Origin of the sequence: Enterococcus sp. 3C7_DIV0644, from assembly GCF_002141235.1 — a bacterium.
GTDB lineage: Bacteria > Bacillota > Bacilli > Lactobacillales > Enterococcaceae > Enterococcus_D > Enterococcus_D entomosocium.
In genome coordinates this window covers 3,088,822-3,103,713 of the sequence record NZ_NGLK01000001.1, presented here as the reverse complement: position 1 = coordinate 3,103,713, position 14,892 = coordinate 3,088,822, and the positions used below count along the sequence as shown (strand labels likewise).

The 14,892-nt window shown below is 38.9% G+C and carries 18 protein-coding genes; 2 read left to right on the top strand and 16 right to left on the bottom strand.

The window, feature by feature from the left end:
* Positions 1–55 precede the first annotated feature (55 nt).
* The 7 genes from A5877_RS14640 to A5877_RS14610 all read right to left on the bottom strand — a co-directional run bounded on the left by A5877_RS14640 (position 56) and on the right by A5877_RS14610 (position 5,317).
* On the bottom strand, positions 56–1,084 hold the full coding sequence (locus tag A5877_RS14640; RefSeq protein ID WP_034872205.1) for an LCP family protein: 1,029 nt from the start codon (positions 1,082–1,084) through the stop codon (positions 56–58).
* Between the two features lie 173 nt (positions 1,085–1,257).
* The gene (locus A5877_RS14635; RefSeq protein ID WP_086299611.1) at positions 1,258–2,067 is read right to left on the bottom strand and encodes an ABC transporter permease; all 810 of its coding nucleotides are present in this window, start codon (positions 2,065–2,067) and stop codon (positions 1,258–1,260) included.
* A 45-nt stretch (positions 2,068–2,112) separates the two neighbouring features.
* Complete coding sequence (locus A5877_RS14630; protein ID WP_086317042.1) at positions 2,113–3,168, bottom strand: ABC transporter ATP-binding protein; 1,056 nt, start codon at positions 3,166–3,168, stop codon at positions 2,113–2,115.
* A gap of 167 nt (positions 3,169–3,335) precedes the next feature.
* Positions 3,336–3,737 carry a glycerol-3-phosphate cytidylyltransferase gene (gene tagD, locus A5877_RS14625; RefSeq protein ID WP_086317041.1) on the bottom strand — a complete coding sequence of 134 codons (402 nt, stop codon included), beginning with the start codon at positions 3,735–3,737 and terminating at the stop codon, positions 3,336–3,338.
* Between the two features lie 109 nt (positions 3,738–3,846).
* Complete coding sequence (locus tag A5877_RS14620; RefSeq protein WP_005229578.1) at positions 3,847–4,047, bottom strand: cold-shock protein; 201 nt, start codon at positions 4,045–4,047, stop codon at positions 3,847–3,849.
* 144 nt (positions 4,048–4,191) lie between these two features.
* A complete protein-coding gene (locus A5877_RS14615) occupies positions 4,192–4,797 on the bottom strand; it encodes a superoxide dismutase (RefSeq protein ID WP_005229576.1) in 606 nt (201 codons plus the stop codon).
* 76 nt (positions 4,798–4,873) lie between these two features.
* On the bottom strand, positions 4,874–5,317 hold the full coding sequence (locus A5877_RS14610) for a GtrA family protein (protein WP_034872204.1): 444 nt from the start codon (positions 5,315–5,317) through the stop codon (positions 4,874–4,876).
* 132 nt (positions 5,318–5,449) lie between these two features.
* Here A5877_RS14610 and A5877_RS14605 point away from each other — a divergent pair, with 132 nt between their 5' ends.
* Positions 5,450–6,259: a DUF1189 domain-containing protein gene (locus A5877_RS14605; RefSeq protein ID WP_005236906.1), complete on the top strand. Its 810-nt coding sequence runs from the start codon at positions 5,450–5,452 to the stop codon at positions 6,257–6,259.
* A 77-nt stretch (positions 6,260–6,336) separates the two neighbouring features.
* Positions 6,337–7,281 carry a phosphoglycerate dehydrogenase gene (locus tag A5877_RS14600; RefSeq protein WP_034872203.1) on the top strand — a complete coding sequence of 315 codons (945 nt, stop codon included), beginning with the start codon at positions 6,337–6,339 and terminating at the stop codon, positions 7,279–7,281.
* Between the two features lie 64 nt (positions 7,282–7,345).
* Here A5877_RS14600 and A5877_RS14595 read toward each other — a convergent pair whose 3' ends face one another.
* From A5877_RS14595 to A5877_RS14555, 9 genes are all read right to left on the bottom strand, one after another.
* Positions 7,346–8,290, bottom strand: a complete 945-nt coding sequence (locus tag A5877_RS14595) for a glycosyltransferase family 2 protein (RefSeq protein ID WP_176273488.1) — start codon at positions 8,288–8,290, stop codon at positions 7,346–7,348.
* A 57-nt stretch (positions 8,291–8,347) separates the two neighbouring features.
* The gene (locus A5877_RS14590; protein ID WP_008379609.1) at positions 8,348–8,647 is read right to left on the bottom strand and encodes a HesB/YadR/YfhF family protein; all 300 of its coding nucleotides are present in this window, start codon (positions 8,645–8,647) and stop codon (positions 8,348–8,350) included.
* Positions 8,648–8,658: 11 nt separating this feature from the next.
* Positions 8,659–9,324, bottom strand: a complete 666-nt coding sequence (locus tag A5877_RS14585; RefSeq protein WP_005229566.1) for a TrkA family potassium uptake protein — start codon at positions 9,322–9,324, stop codon at positions 8,659–8,661.
* An 87-nt stretch (positions 9,325–9,411) separates the two neighbouring features.
* Positions 9,412–10,041 (bottom strand): response regulator transcription factor, encoded by a 630-nt coding sequence (locus A5877_RS14580; RefSeq protein WP_005236913.1) that lies wholly within the window; start codon positions 10,039–10,041, stop codon positions 9,412–9,414.
* A gap of 3 nt (positions 10,042–10,044) precedes the next feature.
* On the bottom strand, positions 10,045–11,112 hold the full coding sequence (locus tag A5877_RS14575; protein WP_008379604.1) for a sensor histidine kinase: 1,068 nt from the start codon (positions 11,110–11,112) through the stop codon (positions 10,045–10,047).
* Complete coding sequence (gene liaF, locus A5877_RS14570) at positions 11,109–11,840, bottom strand: cell wall-active antibiotics response protein LiaF (protein WP_086317037.1); 732 nt, start codon at positions 11,838–11,840, stop codon at positions 11,109–11,111. Before liaF ends, A5877_RS14575 begins: the two co-directional genes overlap by 4 nt.
* Before the next feature lie 152 nt (positions 11,841–11,992).
* Positions 11,993–12,472, bottom strand: a complete 480-nt coding sequence (gene greA, locus A5877_RS14565; RefSeq protein WP_005229556.1) for a transcription elongation factor GreA — start codon at positions 12,470–12,472, stop codon at positions 11,993–11,995.
* 115 nt (positions 12,473–12,587) lie between these two features.
* A complete protein-coding gene (gene mltG / locus A5877_RS14560; RefSeq protein ID WP_015510027.1) occupies positions 12,588–13,931 on the bottom strand; it encodes an endolytic transglycosylase MltG in 1,344 nt (447 codons plus the stop codon).
* Positions 13,932–14,037: 106 nt separating this feature from the next.
* Positions 14,038–14,892: glycosyltransferase (locus A5877_RS14555; RefSeq protein WP_176273485.1), on the bottom strand; the 855-nt coding region annotated here is incomplete at its 5' end.

The window sequence follows — 14,892 nt, the reverse complement described above, 5'->3', positions numbered from 1 at the left end:
TAAAAAGCAGGAGGACTTTCGGTCATCCTGCTTTTTAGGCTTCTAAAGAAACTAGCTACTCTCCAGTTGTTGAGTTTTCTTCTGAAAAGGTCAGACTGTCGTCGTATAACTGATAATTAGGCGATCCGTTAGTAAATTCGTCGCCTTGGGTCAAACCCTCGTTCGTCGGAAGCTGCAACTGCTCCTTTAATAAATTTTGCGTATGCAACAACTGATTCGTCCCCAATAACTGATAATATACTCCACCAATCAGTTGCCCTTCTCCTTGGAGTTGCTCTTGCTTGATGGTCGTAAAAGCAGGAATATAATTGGTACCGATGTCCATCATATCATTCCACGTAAGATCCGTCTTCGAATTCTTTTCAACCGCCTTAAGAATCTTTTGGTAATTACTGATACCATCCAGACTCATAACTTTTTGAAGAATTTTCGTAACCACTTCTCTTTGCCGTCTTTGGCGACCGATATCCCCTTCCGGATCTTGTTTTCGCATTCTTGCATAAGCCAGACCTGTCTTACCATCTAAAGTAATTCGCCCTTCAGGGACATGAACACCTTCTAAAGTAAAATCGATATCATTTGTCACCTCGATGCCCCCAACTGCATCGATCAGATCCCGCATACCCTGCATATTGATCGTCACATAGTGATCGATAGGAATGTCCAAGAGATTTTCAACAGAGTCCATGGCCATGGCCTCCCCACCAAAAGCATAAGCATGATTCAGCTTATCGATCGTATTGTACCCAACGATTTGTGTGTAAATATCACGGTCAAGGCTAATGATCGTTGACTGTTTTTTTTCTGGATTGACCGTCACCACCATCATACTATCCGAACGACCTTGTTCGGTTCGCCCTAAAGCCCCAGTGTCGATTCCCATTAGCAAAATGGAAAACGGATCTCGATCTTCAATGCTGATCGCTTCCTCTCGTTTGTCTGTTTTCCGATCAACAGCGTGAGAGATTTGATTAAAAGTGGCATTCGTCTCTTGATAAACCTGCATCCCGTAGATCGTTACTCCAATGATTCCAACCACTAACACGACTAAAATACCTAAAATTACCTTTTGATATCTCCGCATCTTACACCTCACCAGTAAAAATTTACTCATCAAATAAATTTTCCCACAAAACGCATCTTTCAGCAATCGCTATCATGCATCAACTTCATATTTAATCCTTCCGTAACTTCTTTGAAATAAACAAAAATAAAGTGTCCCCTCTAAGTTAGAGGGGACACCGCAAATAGTCTTTTTTAAATATAATCCACAAAACGAGCGCGGAACTTCATATGCAAATGACTTCCTAGAATAAGAAGCATCAAAGTTAAACACCAGAAGATAAGTGTATAAGTTGTTTTTTCCCAAACCCATGCACGAGAAAGGAAAGCATCACGAAATCCTTCGATTAAATAGTAAAATGGATTCAAGCGAAGAATCTTGATTAACCAAACAGGCATATTTCGGTTATTAATATCCCAAATCGGACCAGAAACATAAAATAATAATCTCAAAACAGACTGTAGAAAAATATGATAGTCACGTATCAGTACTGTTATGGTCGCATTCAATAGACCAAAAGCAAATAGGAATATGACCATCGCAAGAAAGTAATAAATAAATTGTAACCAATAGATGCTTGGTGTCACACCTGCTATGAATAACGAACCTACGACGATTGCCACCATAGGAATGTAGGATGACAAATTACTTATAATATTGATCGATGGTAAAATGCTTACTGGGAACTTCATTTTTGCTACCATTCCAACTTGTCGGTGAATACTATTAGAAGCGCCTAGTACAGATGCATTAATATAAAACCAAGCAGTGATCCCAATCAGCATCCAGATAATAAAAGGAACGCCATCAATTTTTCTATTCCCGTTCACTCCTAACCCGAAAACCAAATAATAAATACCGATTTGAATCGCAGGATTTAATATTTGCCAAGCTAATCCCAAATAATGGCTCTGATAAGTAGCCTTATCCTCATATCGAGACATCCGGAATATAATTCCCGCATGCTTAAATTGTTCTTTTATAACTGCAGCAATCTCTTTCACAAACTTCTTCCTTTTCTATATGAACTAAACAAAGAAACATCTTCTTTATTTGAAAACTTGACTGATCGTTTCAACGGGATTCTTAATTGCGTAAGTAATCGAACGCCCACTAAAAGAAACCAGCGAACAAAATATCGTTGCGGCTACTACCAAACCTAGGATTCCTTTGGTTGGCCAGCTCATTTTTTCCCCTAAAGGTGTACGTTTCAAGTTTTTTTGGATCATTTGGTCCGAAAGATTTTGTTGTTGCAAGAAGTGATCTTCACGGCTTTTTTCTGCTAATTTCTCCAAATTAAAGGCTTTCTGGTCTTCTTTATAATTGTCTTGATACGCTTTTTGCTCTTTCTTTGGCTGCTTTTTGAACCAATCAATGAATTTGCGATATTCAGCCATTACTTCTTCAGTAGGACCAAACATCCGTAAATCACCATAGTGCATCCAAATCGTTCGGTCGCAAAGTTTTTCTACCTGTCCTAAAGCATGACTGACAAAAAAGATGGTTTTTCCGGCTGCTTTAAATTCCATGATTTTATCCACACATTTTTGATAAAAAGTTTCATCACCGACAGACAAAGCTTCATCAATAACTAAAATATCTGGATCATTATGAACAGCAATAGCAAAGCCTAACCGTGATTTCATCCCACTGGAATAGCTTTTAACCGGTTGATTGATAAAGTCACCCAAATCAGCAAAGGCCACGATCTCAGGCATTTTTTCATCAATTTCTTTATTAGTCATTCCAGACATCAATGCTTTGAGTCGAATATTTTCTAACCCAGTCAGCTGATATTTTAACCCCGCACCGATTGCGATAATCGAGGTGTCACCATTTACTTCCATCGTACCAGATGTCGGTGGGATAATCCCACTGATCACGTTGGATAAAGTTGATTTCCCAGAACCATTGATTCCAATGATCCCTACTGATTCGCCGGCTTTCACATCGAAGCTGACCCCTTTTAAGGCCCAAAATCGAGGAACATTGCGATGATAGAACTTGAATAGTGCTTTTACTTTATCCGCTTTCTTTTTATATAAGTCGTATTCTTTCGTCACTAAAGTTGCACGGACTTTGATTTCTTTTTCCACTTTCTTCATCCATTCTCATAGAATTTCTAATTGATCGAGTCAACTCACAAAACATCATACCATATTTTGTGTTCTGAACAAATAATCAATGAAAAACTAGTAATAAAATCTTAATTTCTTGAAGTTGGGCTCAATAAAAAAAACATCTGTAAAAGATGCTTTTTTATAATAGTCTTTTAATTGTTAAGTTTCAAATCTTTTTTGATTTGAGTAGTTGATATTTCCGGAGTCCGTGCTAGATAGATCACTTCAGCATCTGTCTCTTCTTGAATAAAATCAAATTTGCCAGCCCAATCGTCTCCCATAACAAAGGTATCCACATGATATTCTTTGACATCGGAAACTTTTTGGCCCCAGCCTTCTTCAGGAATCACTAGATCCACATACCGAATCGCTTCTAATAACTGCTTTCTTTTCTCATAAGAAAAGTAGCATTTTTTTTGTTTTTCGTTCCAATTAAATTCATCCGTTGATAGTGCTACGATCAAATAATCGCCTTGCTCTTTTGCACGACGCAAAAGATTGATATGTCCATAATGCAATAAATCAAATGTTCCGTAAGTAATTACTCGTTTCATTCTTATCCCTCTTCGCTTCCTAGTCTTACTAATGTATTGAAGATACCAAATATGGCGAGAAATAGCAAATTAAAAAAGCTGAGGGCTTACTCAGCTTTTCCGTTCTGTTTTAGACTTTGGTCACTTCCGCTGCTTGAGGTCCGCGGGCACCTTCAACGATCGTAAATTCAACTTCTTGACCTTCTTCAAGTGACTTAAAACCGTCTCCTTGAATGGCAGAAAAGTGAACAAATACATCATCGCCACCGTCAACTGTAATAAAACCAAATCCTTTTTCGTTGTTGAACCATTTTACTTTCCCATGTTCCATAGTGTGTAAAGCCTCCAATAATTATAATCCGACGATTCCGTCGCCTTTATTATAGCGGATTATGTAAGCGTTAGCAATATCAAAACGATTCTTTCTATCCACAAAAAAAGAAGCCTTTTAGCAGGCTTCTTTCTAGTAAATTGTTTAAGCTTTTGCGAAATATTCGTTTACTTTGTCCCAGTTAACAACACTCCAGAAAGCATTGATGTAATCTGGACGAACATTTTTGTATTTCAAGTAATACGCATGTTCCCAAACATCTAAACCTAAGACAGGTGTTTGGCCATCCATCAATGGTGAATCTTGATTCGCTGTTGAGGTGATTGCTAATTTGCCATCTTTAACGACTAACCATGCCCAACCTGAACCAAAACGTCCGGTTGCAGCAGTTTTAAATTCTTCTTTAAAGTCTTCAAAGCTGCCAAAAGTTTCTTCAATTGCCTCTTTGATGGCTCCAGTAGGTTCGCCACCAGCATTTGGGCCTAAGATTTCCCAGAAGAACGTGTGGTTGGCATGGCCGCCACCATTGTTACGAACTGCTGTTTGAATATCTTCTGGTACAGAAGAAAAGTCAGCTAATAATTCTTCAACTGTTTTTTCACCTAATTCAGGATGTTTTTCAATCGCTGCGTTTAAGTTTGTTACATAAGTGTTATGGTGTTTATCATGATGCAAATGCATCGTTTCTTCATCAATGTATGGTTCTAATGCATCGTATGCGTAAGGTAAATCTGGTAATGTGTAAGTCATAAAAAAATTCCTCCTCAATGATAATGTTTACATAAGTAACATTATCAGACTATCAGACTTTGTTCAAAAAATATGCTTACTTTTTCTCACTTTTTTTCGTATTGAAAATCAAAAATTTACTAAACACATAGTTTGCCAAAACAACAACAACTTGGGTGACCAGCTTGGCAACTAGATCGCCGGTTGCCAAAATTGAAATAAATAGATACATACAAAGCATATCTAAGCCTAATGATAAGACGCGAAAGAAAATGAACTTCCCAAATGCCGCCCATGACTCTTGCTTTGTCTCGGTTTTTGCTTCAAAGACCCATAACTTATTTGTAAAGTAGGCGAACAAAACAGAAGCAATCCAGGAAATCACATTCGCTGTCTGGTAATAAAGACCAAATCCTTCACGAAAAATGAGATAGACGACAATGTTGACTACAGTCGTTAATCCACCAAAAAATAAATACGTAATCGGCTCCCACAACTTTTTTTGCTGCAAGAACTGCTTGTATTCGTTGTACTTTTGCATTCTTTTGCCTACTTTCATTTCTTTATTTATTCATTCATTCGATTATTGGTTCTTTTTTTGTGAATTCCTTGTAATTCAAAGAACCCTTCGTTACAATTACTCTAGTTATACCACAAAGGAGTTCATCAGCAAATGACTATCGTCCAACTATTTAAAATTGCTTTTTTCCGAATACCTGATTTAAAATTTGTCAAAAAAGCAGAATTTTCCAAAGTAATCGTTTTTCTATTAAGCGCCTCCGTGCTTATCGCGGTACCGATGACCATCAATGTATTAGGTGTCTTTCGCGATGTGCAAGCAGACGGACAAAAAATTGGAGAATCGATTCCAGATTTTACGATCGAAAATGGGCAGCTTGCTACAGCGCCGGATACGCAAGGTTTCATTTATCAAACCGATTCGATCATCTTTACTTTCGATCCAGATGGCAACCGTACGCCAGCAGATATTGCATCTGATGTTACTGGCTCTGTCATCGCTGTTGGCTTGTTAAAAGATCAGCTGGTCATCCGTATCCCCTCTTCTGGCTTATCGACGTCAATGTTAGATTCTAATCAATTAGAATTTGATTACAGTGAGCCTGCGCTGCGCAATCTTAACGGTCAGGCGATTCGAGAAGCGCTATCAAACCAAGCAATTCCATGGCTAATCAAACTCATTGTCTTTTTTGTTGCATTGTATCCATCATTTGTCAGCTTGCTGATCACCTTAGTGATGGGGACCTTTATTGCAACGATCTATACAAGATTAAAACGATTCTCCTATACTTTCTTTGAAAATTTAAAGATTCTGATCGTAAGTGCTGCATTGCCTACGCTTATTAGTGTAATCGTACAACTACTATTGCCTTCCTTCGATGCAACCACCTTTATTTTGTTTGGTTCTTTATTCTTATTCACACAAGGGGTCAAACATTCTCCAAAAATTCAGTTTAAAACCTAATCTAGGCCATGTTCAATTCCTTGAACATGGTTTTTTTCTCATTCTTTGCTACACTTAAGTTAAAAGGAGGCTTGGCAATGAAAAAAATAATCTTAGCCACTCGAGAGTTTCGCGACACATATGTGAAACAAATCGAAAAAGACTATCAATTTCTTGTGTACACAAAGGACCAAGCAATTGATTGGTCACAAGTAGAAATCACCATTGGTTGGAAGTCGGAATGGAAGGACTACCTGCTAACGGAGAAAACAAATTTGAAATGGGTCCAAGCGATTTCAGCTGGCGTAGACACCTTACCATTAAAAGAGTTTGCGAAATACAATATTCGCTTATCTAATGGCAGCGGCATCCATGCCGAATCGATCACAGACCATTTGTTGGCTCTACTATTTATGGAAAACCGCGGGATTTTCCAAGCAATTCAGCAACAGAGAAAACAGCAATGGTCACCGAATACAATTCACTATACAAAATTGTCGGACCAAGAGATTTTGATCGTTGGTACAGGACAAATTGGCCAAAAGTTAGCTCAAGCATTGACCTTTTTTGGTGTAAGTCCCATTGGTATCAATACTAGCGGGCATGACGTGACAGGTTTTGAAAAAACGTTTGCGTTATCTGACTTACACGCTTGCGCAAAAACCGCCGATTGCGTCATCAACATCCTTCCTCTGACGGAAGAAACCACTCACTTGTATGATGCAGCTTTTTTTGCCCAAATGAAACCTAGTGCTTCCTTTTATAATGTCGGCCGTGGGCCTAGTGTGGATACCGATGCATTAGCAAAAGCCCTAGAAAAAAAGCAGATAGCATTTGCCGCTCTGGATGTTTTTGAAGAAGAGCCATTGCCCGAGAATGATCCGTTATGGCTCATCGAGAACCTTTTGATAACCCCCCATATCTCAGGGCATACGCCCCATTTTCAAAAGGCATTTATGGCCATTTTCTTAGCGAATTTCCAACAATTTTTGGCGAAACAAGAACTTGAAAAAAATGAGATAAACTTGGATAAAGGCTACTAACAAATTCTTTCCGCAAAAAAAGTGTACAGTTGGAGGCGAAACCTTCAGATTGTACACTTTTAATTTATCGTTGTTTTTCTTGGTCTTTTTCAGTTTCTTTCAAGAAATATAAGGGTCTATTTTTAGTTTCTAAGAAAATTTTCCCAATATATTTCCCGATGATTCCCAAACAAAGCAATTGCAAGCCGCCCACAAATAAGAAAATGCTAACCATCGATGGCCAACCAGTTGTTGGATCACCAAAGATAAAGGTTCTGATCACAATAAATATCAACGCAATCAGAGAGCCAAAACAGGAAAGCGCCCCAATAAACGAAGCAATGTTCAGCGGCGTATCCGAAAAGTTGACAATCCCATCGATCGAATATTGGAATAGTTTCCAAAATGACCACGAAGTCTCGCCAGCGACTCGTTCCCGGTTCTCATAGGCGATGTATTCTGTATCAAAGCCTACCCAACTGAAGATCCCTTTTGAAAAGCGATTGTACTCTGATAGCTGTAAAACGGCATCTACCATATTACGGCGCATCAAGCGAAAATCTCGGGCACCATTTACCATTTCGGTATCGGCAATCTTGTTGATAATATTATAGAAGGCATCTGAGAAAAAACTACGAATTTTCGGTTCTCCTTTGCGATCCGCTCGTCTGGTCCCAACACAATCAAGCTCTGGTTTTGCTTCTAGCATCGCAAACATTTCCGGCAGTAGAGTCGGGGGATCTTGCAGGTCTGCGTCCATCACAGTGACAAAATCGCCTTTCGCCGCTTGTAAGCCTGCATAAAGTGCCGCTTCTTTGCCAAAGTTTCTCGAAAAAGATAAATAGCGAACACTGTCGGGGTGGGCACGATATAACGCTCTTAAAACAGGTAGTGTTTGATCTGAAGAGCCATCATTGACAAAAATATATTCAAAGGGCATATTTAATTGTCTCTTCACTTTTTCTGTTTCCTCAAAGAATATCGGCAAGCTCGCCTCTTCATTAAAACAAGGTACAACAATTGATAACATCGGTTTCATCTCCTAGAGCCAATCGTGGGAAGCCGGTCAGCTATGACCGAATCCACATTATTTTTTATCTTCACTAAAATCGTACTTCGGTTCATCCAACGTTTGATCATAATCAACTGTCAGATTATAGCCTTTGAAAAACCACTCATCCGCTTCATCAATAAAAAAAAGCAAGCCGTCAATGGTTTGTTCAACGATCGGACGTTCTGGTTTGTCCACTGACATCCCCACGGAAAATCCGTCATGCACTTGTGTCTTTCCATAAATTTTTCCAAAAAAACGAATCCCACTTCCTTGGTCTACCACCAACTCTTTTTTGAACCATTGCATTGCTTCAGGACTTATTGTTAAGTTCATTTTCCTCACTCCTAATCATTCATATGTTCATCGAGTATATCTACATCATCTGTATTGCCGATCACGAGTAAATTGTCATTTTCACGCACGATTGCCTCTGCATCAGGTGAAACGATCACTTGTCCTGGTCCACGACGAATCGCAACGACTGTCAGACCATACTTTTGTCGAAAATTCAGCTCAATCAGGGATTTATTGAAAAAGCGTGGATTGGACACGCGAATCTCTGCTAGAGAAAATTCGTCAGATAGTTCAATATAATCTAAGATATTTTTGGAAACTAGATTATGGGCGATGCGAATCCCCATATCACGTTCAGGATGGACGACACGGTCTGCGCCGAGTTTTTCCAGTACACGGGCATGGTATTCGTTTTGGGCTTTGGCTAAGATATTAGGAACACCCATTTCTTTAACCATCAGTGTGACCAATATACTGGCTTGAATATCTTCACCTATCGCAACAATGACATGGTCAAAGTTACGGATACCCAATGAACGCAACGTCATCTCATCTTGTGCGTTCCCGACCACCGCATGGGTGGCGATATTCATGTATTCATTGACACGATCTTCGTTGCTATCGATTGCCAACACTTCTTGACCTGATTCAATCAACGTACGACAAATACTTCCACCGAAACGACCTAATCCAATAATTGCATAATTTTGCTTCACCACAAACGCTCCTTTGTTTGCCAGATCATTATTTAGTATAACAAAAACCTCCCCTGCTTGCCATGAGGAGGTATGATTATTAAGATTTTATTTTATCAAGCCATGTTTAAAAGCATATATCGTAGCTTGTGTACGATCTTCTACTTCTAATTTTGATAAGATGTTTGACACATGTGTCTTCACTGTTTTCAGCGTAATGAAGAGTGAATCCGCAATCTCTTGGTTGCTCTTTCCTTCAGCGATCAACAGTAACACTTCTTGTTCCCGATTGGTCAAATCTTCATGTAGGATTGGTGTCCGATTCGTCAAACGATCCATCATTTTCGTGGTGACTTCGGGTTCTAAGACCCGCTCTCCTCGCTGGGTTGCACGAATGGCTTCCGCAATCTCATGAGCAGTTGACGTCTTTAACAGGTAACCGGCCGCACCCGCTTCAATTGCAGGATAGACTTTCTCGTCATCAATAAAACTAGTGACAATGATGATTTTTGCTTCTGGCCAATCATTTAAAATCAATTTCGTAGATTCGATCCCATCCATTTCATCCATCACCAAATCCATCAAAATCACATCTGGACGTAATTCCAATGCCTTTTCATACCCGACTCGACCATTTTCCGCTTCCCCAATTACTTCTATATCGTCTTGAATTGATAGATAAGAAGAGACCCCCAGACGAACCATTTCATGGTCATCAACTAACAACACTTTAATCATACGTTATGCCTCCTTCAACAGTGGAACTTTGATTTCAATACTGGTTCCTTGATTTTTAAAACTAATAATTTTCAACGTTCCGCCAACAGCACTTACCCGTTCTCGGATATTCATCAAGCCATAGCTGCCGGCCTTTTGATCTTGGGGATCAAAGCCAACTCCGTCATCGATCACCCGCAATAACACGTTATTATCGATGCGATGCAAGTATACTTCTAACTCATCAGCTTTCGCGTGACGCAGTGTATTAGACAAGAGTTCTTGGATCACGCGAAAGAGTTGATCTTCAATCGAACTAGGCATCGTAAAGTCTTCAATATCCCAAGTCAATAGAATTTTGATTTTGGTCTCTAATTCCTTTAACAATTGCTCGATTCCTTGCTTTAGACTCTTCCCTTCCAAAGTTACAGGTCGTAGATGAAGCAAGAGCGCCCGCATTTCAGATTGCGAAGCATTAATAATGTCTGTGACCATAGCTAACTGTTTCTTTTGGCTTTCTGGAGCATCTGTTCGAATCGCTTGCTCATTCAGTGCAGACATCATCATCATGGCGGCAAACAGCTGTTGAGAAACAGAGTCGTGCAGTTCACGAGCCAGACGCTGCCTTTCTGCTTCTAAAATCTCTTCTTTCGTCTGACCATCAACAAACTGCGGTTTCGCATTCAATTGCTGTAATTCCATCGACATCTGTTTCATCTTCGATTGGATACTGGCAATATCACGATCCACATTCGCAATCAAATGGTTTTCAGACGCATGTGGGATCTTTGTTTCCAATAAAGGGCTATCGATATAGCCGCTGGCTAACAGTCTTAGCTTTTCTTCCACCGGACCGTATTGACGGTTGCGAAAAAAAGAAATCAGTAAAAAGACAGCTAAAGCAATCAATGCAGATATTACAAGTAAGTGAAAGACGATTGGGATAAAAAAGAGTTTGATTTGAAAGACTTCTATCAGCCAATTATTTTTCCCACTGGCATACAAATAGGAAAACAGCATCAATATCATGGTGAAAAAACTTGCTAATCCTGCGTAAAAAGCGATCATGCCTCTTGAAAATTTCCCAATCATACCCGAATCACCTCAACATCACCAACAAGGGTATTCGTTAAGATTTTCAAACGCCGACTATTTTCGCCATAATCCGGGCTGTAAATCGTCACTTTTTCATTTTTCAAGCTCGTTTCTTCGCCTTCAAAGATAACGGAGCCAATAAAAGTACTGTGCTCTAATTTGATCGCTATGCCAGCAGGCACTAAAATACGAGTTCTACCAAAGCCTTTTCGTACGATCACGATGTTTTCTTTCTTAGGCAATAAAGTGTTGCCTAGATCGATGAAAGTGTCTCCCGTCAAGATATCTAAATTGATATCGTCCCATTCATAGACTTGACTGCCGATCCGTTCATTGCCTAACCATTGCTGCTTTTGTTTCAGCGGATGATCCACTTTGGGTTCTTCAGTTTCAACGATAATCATTTGTTTTTTGCGCCAGAATGAATTTTTAGTTAAGTCGATTCCGGTAATCTCGACTCCTTTTAAACCAATAAATAAAATCGCAAAAATCAGCATCAGCCACAGTGCTGGACTATTTAACAAACTGATCAAAATAGCAATGGAACTTGAGACCATCAAGAAATTTTTAAAATTGCTCTTGCGCTCACTTCGGTTCACAAGGACCAAGCACGTCACACCAAGTATTAATAAAAATAATAATGGCGGATTAGATAAAATTTGCCATACCGCAAAAAGCAGTAAGAGCGCTTCAACAATAAAGAAAAAACGCCAAGGACTTTTCATTCAAGCTCCTCCTCCTAATAATTCTACTTTATCATACCTGAAAAAAATGGTTTGTCCATCCGTCGCTGGTCCGAAAAAAGACCCTGTTTGATCAATTTCCCTAAAGGAGAATGAACAACAGGGTCACCTAAATCTACCTAGTGATCAAGCGACTAGCTTTTCTTTACTTCTGTGATTCTTACTTGCATATCTCCGCCTGGCGTTGAGATCGTCACTTCATCATTGACTTTTTTCCCAATCAAAGCACGAGCGATTGGTGAATCATTGGAAATTTTACCAGAAAACGGATCTGCTTCAGCACTACCAACGATCATGTACTCTTCTTCGTCACCATCAGGCAACTCAACAAAAATCACAGTTTTTCCGATGGAAACTTCATCAGAGTCTACACCCTCATTATCAATGATCTCTGCAAAACGAATCATATTTTCTAAAGTAGTGATTCGGCCTTCGACAAACGCTTGTTCATCTTTAGCAGACTCATACTCGGAGTTTTCGGATAAATCGCCAAAACTGCGGGCTACCTTGATACGTTCAATGATCTCGCCGCGTTTTACCGTTTTCAATTCTTCTAATTCTTGTTCTAGCTTTTCTTTTCCTTCAAGTGTCATTGGGTAAACTTTTTCTACCATAGTTCTTTTCTCCTTTTAGTAACTTCTAATAAATCGCAAAAGGTAATCTTTTGCGATGAGTCCACAAAAGATTACCATGCTTTTTTTTAAATGTAAACTATAAACCTATGAAAATTTAATTTGAGGTATTGTTTACATATTGTTCCACTAATTGCATATGCTGTTCATAGGTTTCCGCAAAGTAAACTTCTTGGGTTTGAATGTCAGCAACGAAATAATAGTAGTTGTTCGGTGTTGGATCTAAGACAGCTTGGATCGCTGCTTCGCTTGGATTGTTGAATGGTCCAGGTCCGTAGCCAGTATGCACATAGAGATTATAAGGAGAGTCAACTTGAGTGTCCTCATAAGTGACTAGCTCTTTGTGCTCACCTAACGCGTATAGAATCGAAATATCCGATTGCAGCGGCATATCAATCGCTAAACGATTGAAGAATACCTGTGCGATATTTTTACGATCTTCTAGCTTACTACCCTCTTTTTCAACAAGTGAAGCCAATGTAAGGACTTCTTGGACCGTCATTTCTTTTTGAGCAATTTGATCGAAATATTTGGACAAGACTGAATTTGATTTATCCACCATTTGGGTAACGACTTCTTCTAGGGTATTCCCTGTATAGTAGTCATACGTCGCTGGGAACAAGTATCCTTCTAGTCGGTAACGCACGCCTTGCGCATCGCCGGCACTTGCTAAAAGCTCAGGATAGGTTTCTTTCATTTTTTCAAAGAACTCATCGCTTTCCATCAAAGCTAAGAAATCGTCTTTCGAGATATTTGTTGCTTCCGCTAGAGCATCACCGATTTGATCCACATCAAACCCTTCTGGAATCGTCACTTTTGCATCAGAGGTGACCGAACCTTCGCCATTTTGCAGCATCTTTGAGATTTGATCCAAAGTCATACTAGGAGAAAAATGATAATTTCCTGCTTGAAATCCAGTTAAATTATTGAATTTCGTATAATAGTTAAAGATCATACCACTTTTAATGATATTGTCTTCTTCCAATATTTCTCCAATTGCTTTGTTGGACGATCCACTAGGAATCTCAACTGCCACCGTTTCTGTATCTTCTGGATTCAACGGCTGCAATCCTGATGTTACATAACGATACATTGAAAATCCTAAAACACCACCGATGACGAGCAGAGCAAGGACTACGATCAAAACGATCCGATTGACAATCCGATCTTCTTTTTTGCGTTGCTGCTTGCGCAATTGCGTTTCCCCACCTTCAGCTATGGGCACTTCTTCCGCTGCTGCCCTACGACTTGTAGCAGCTTGCTTTGCTTGTTTATTTTTGGTCTTTCCACTTGCAGTTCGCGAACCCACCTCTTCTTGAGGTTGTTGAATAGGACGCTCGTTCAAACCATCGCTTTCCTGGGTTTGATCTGATTGAGGTTGCTTTAAAGCTCCTAATACTTCGTCTTTAAAGGATTTATCCTCTGGATGTTGTTTACTCAAAACAACTCCTCCTAACTTTCGTAATACTGGCTTGTACCATTATACACGAAAGTTAGGGGGAGTGGAATGATTTTAATATTTTTGAAATCATTAAATATAAATAACCTTATTTTACTAAGCTATTCCATACTGCAAGAGACTGTTGTTCTTGTTTTTCAAAATCATATTTCCCTTGAATGGGGTAACCTTCCATATAAAAAATCCAACCTTCAATTATACTGCTTACATTATTTTGTACAATTAGTGCCGGTAATTCATCTGAAGAACCATCTTTTAAGAATTGAGTGGTTGCTGGAATATCGACAGTGATAACATCTGTTCCTACGGCCAATGCTTCAAATACTACCAACCCTAAACCTTCATACAGACTAGTAAAAATAAATGCATCACATAGTTTAAGTAAAGAATAGGGATTATCCATTCCTCCTAAAATAATAATTTTTTCTTTGATACCACTTTCTCTTACTTTTGCAATAGTCTGCTTTTTTAAAGGTCCATGAGGAGCTACAATAACAAGACGTGTGTTTGGAAATTTTTTATTTACTTCTACAAAAGACTCGATTAATCGATCATGACCTTTTTGTAAATCAAATCTACCAATATTGATAAAAACTTTAATATTAGGATTTAGCAAATCATCAATTAATCGCAATTTAGTAACACCATAAATATATCCTATTTCGTTTAAAGTGAAATCTATCTTCTCTCTAATACCTAGATGAACTTCAGCCGCTTTTTGAAAAGCTTTTAAAAGCTCATCAGAATTATTTTCAATATTGGGAAAAAGTCCATCTCGACTTAGTTCATGTGTTTTCACCACATTAAATATTTTACGATATCCTACATTTTCTGTCTGAGTTTTTATTCCTAAATCACTCTTTATTTTATCAGAAATATGTTCTGAGTATCCATATTGCAATGGTACATTCAAAAGAGAAGTAAAAATTGATTCGTTACTTGC

Bases quoted from the DNA above. Each gene is read 5' to 3' on its own strand.
- A5877_RS14640 (WP_034872205.1), bottom strand. From the start codon at position 1,084: ATGCGGAGATATCAAAAGGTAATTTTAGGTATTTTAGTCGTGTTAGTG.
- A5877_RS14630 (WP_086317042.1), bottom strand. From the start codon at position 3,168: ATGAAGAAAGTGGAAAAAGAAATCAAAGTCCGTGCAACTTTAGTGACG.
- tagD (WP_086317041.1), bottom strand. From the start codon at position 3,737: ATGAAACGAGTAATTACTTACGGAACATTTGATTTATTGCATTATGGA.
- A5877_RS14620 (WP_005229578.1), bottom strand. From the start codon at position 4,047: ATGGAACATGGGAAAGTAAAATGGTTCAACAACGAAAAAGGATTTGGT.
- A5877_RS14615 (WP_005229576.1), bottom strand. From the start codon at position 4,797: ATGACTTACACATTACCAGATTTACCTTACGCATACGATGCATTAGAA.
- A5877_RS14610 (WP_034872204.1), bottom strand. From the start codon at position 5,317: ATGCAAAAGTACAACGAATACAAGCAGTTCTTGCAGCAAAAAAAGTTG.
- A5877_RS14605 (WP_005236906.1), top strand. From the start codon at position 5,450: ATGACTATCGTCCAACTATTTAAAATTGCTTTTTTCCGAATACCTGAT.
- A5877_RS14600 (WP_034872203.1), top strand. From the start codon at position 6,337: ATGAAAAAAATAATCTTAGCCACTCGAGAGTTTCGCGACACATATGTG.
- A5877_RS14595 (WP_176273488.1), bottom strand. From the start codon at position 8,290: ATGTTATCAATTGTTGTACCTTGTTTTAATGAAGAGGCGAGCTTGCCG.
- A5877_RS14590 (WP_008379609.1), bottom strand. From the start codon at position 8,647: ATGAACTTAACAATAAGTCCTGAAGCAATGCAATGGTTCAAAAAAGAG.
- A5877_RS14580 (WP_005236913.1), bottom strand. From the start codon at position 10,041: ATGATTAAAGTGTTGTTAGTTGATGACCATGAAATGGTTCGTCTGGGG.
- A5877_RS14575 (WP_008379604.1), bottom strand. From the start codon at position 11,112: ATGATTGGGAAATTTTCAAGAGGCATGATCGCTTTTTACGCAGGATTA.
- liaF (WP_086317037.1), bottom strand. From the start codon at position 11,840: ATGAAAAGTCCTTGGCGTTTTTTCTTTATTGTTGAAGCGCTCTTACTG.
- greA (WP_005229556.1), bottom strand. From the start codon at position 12,472: ATGGTAGAAAAAGTTTACCCAATGACACTTGAAGGAAAAGAAAAGCTA.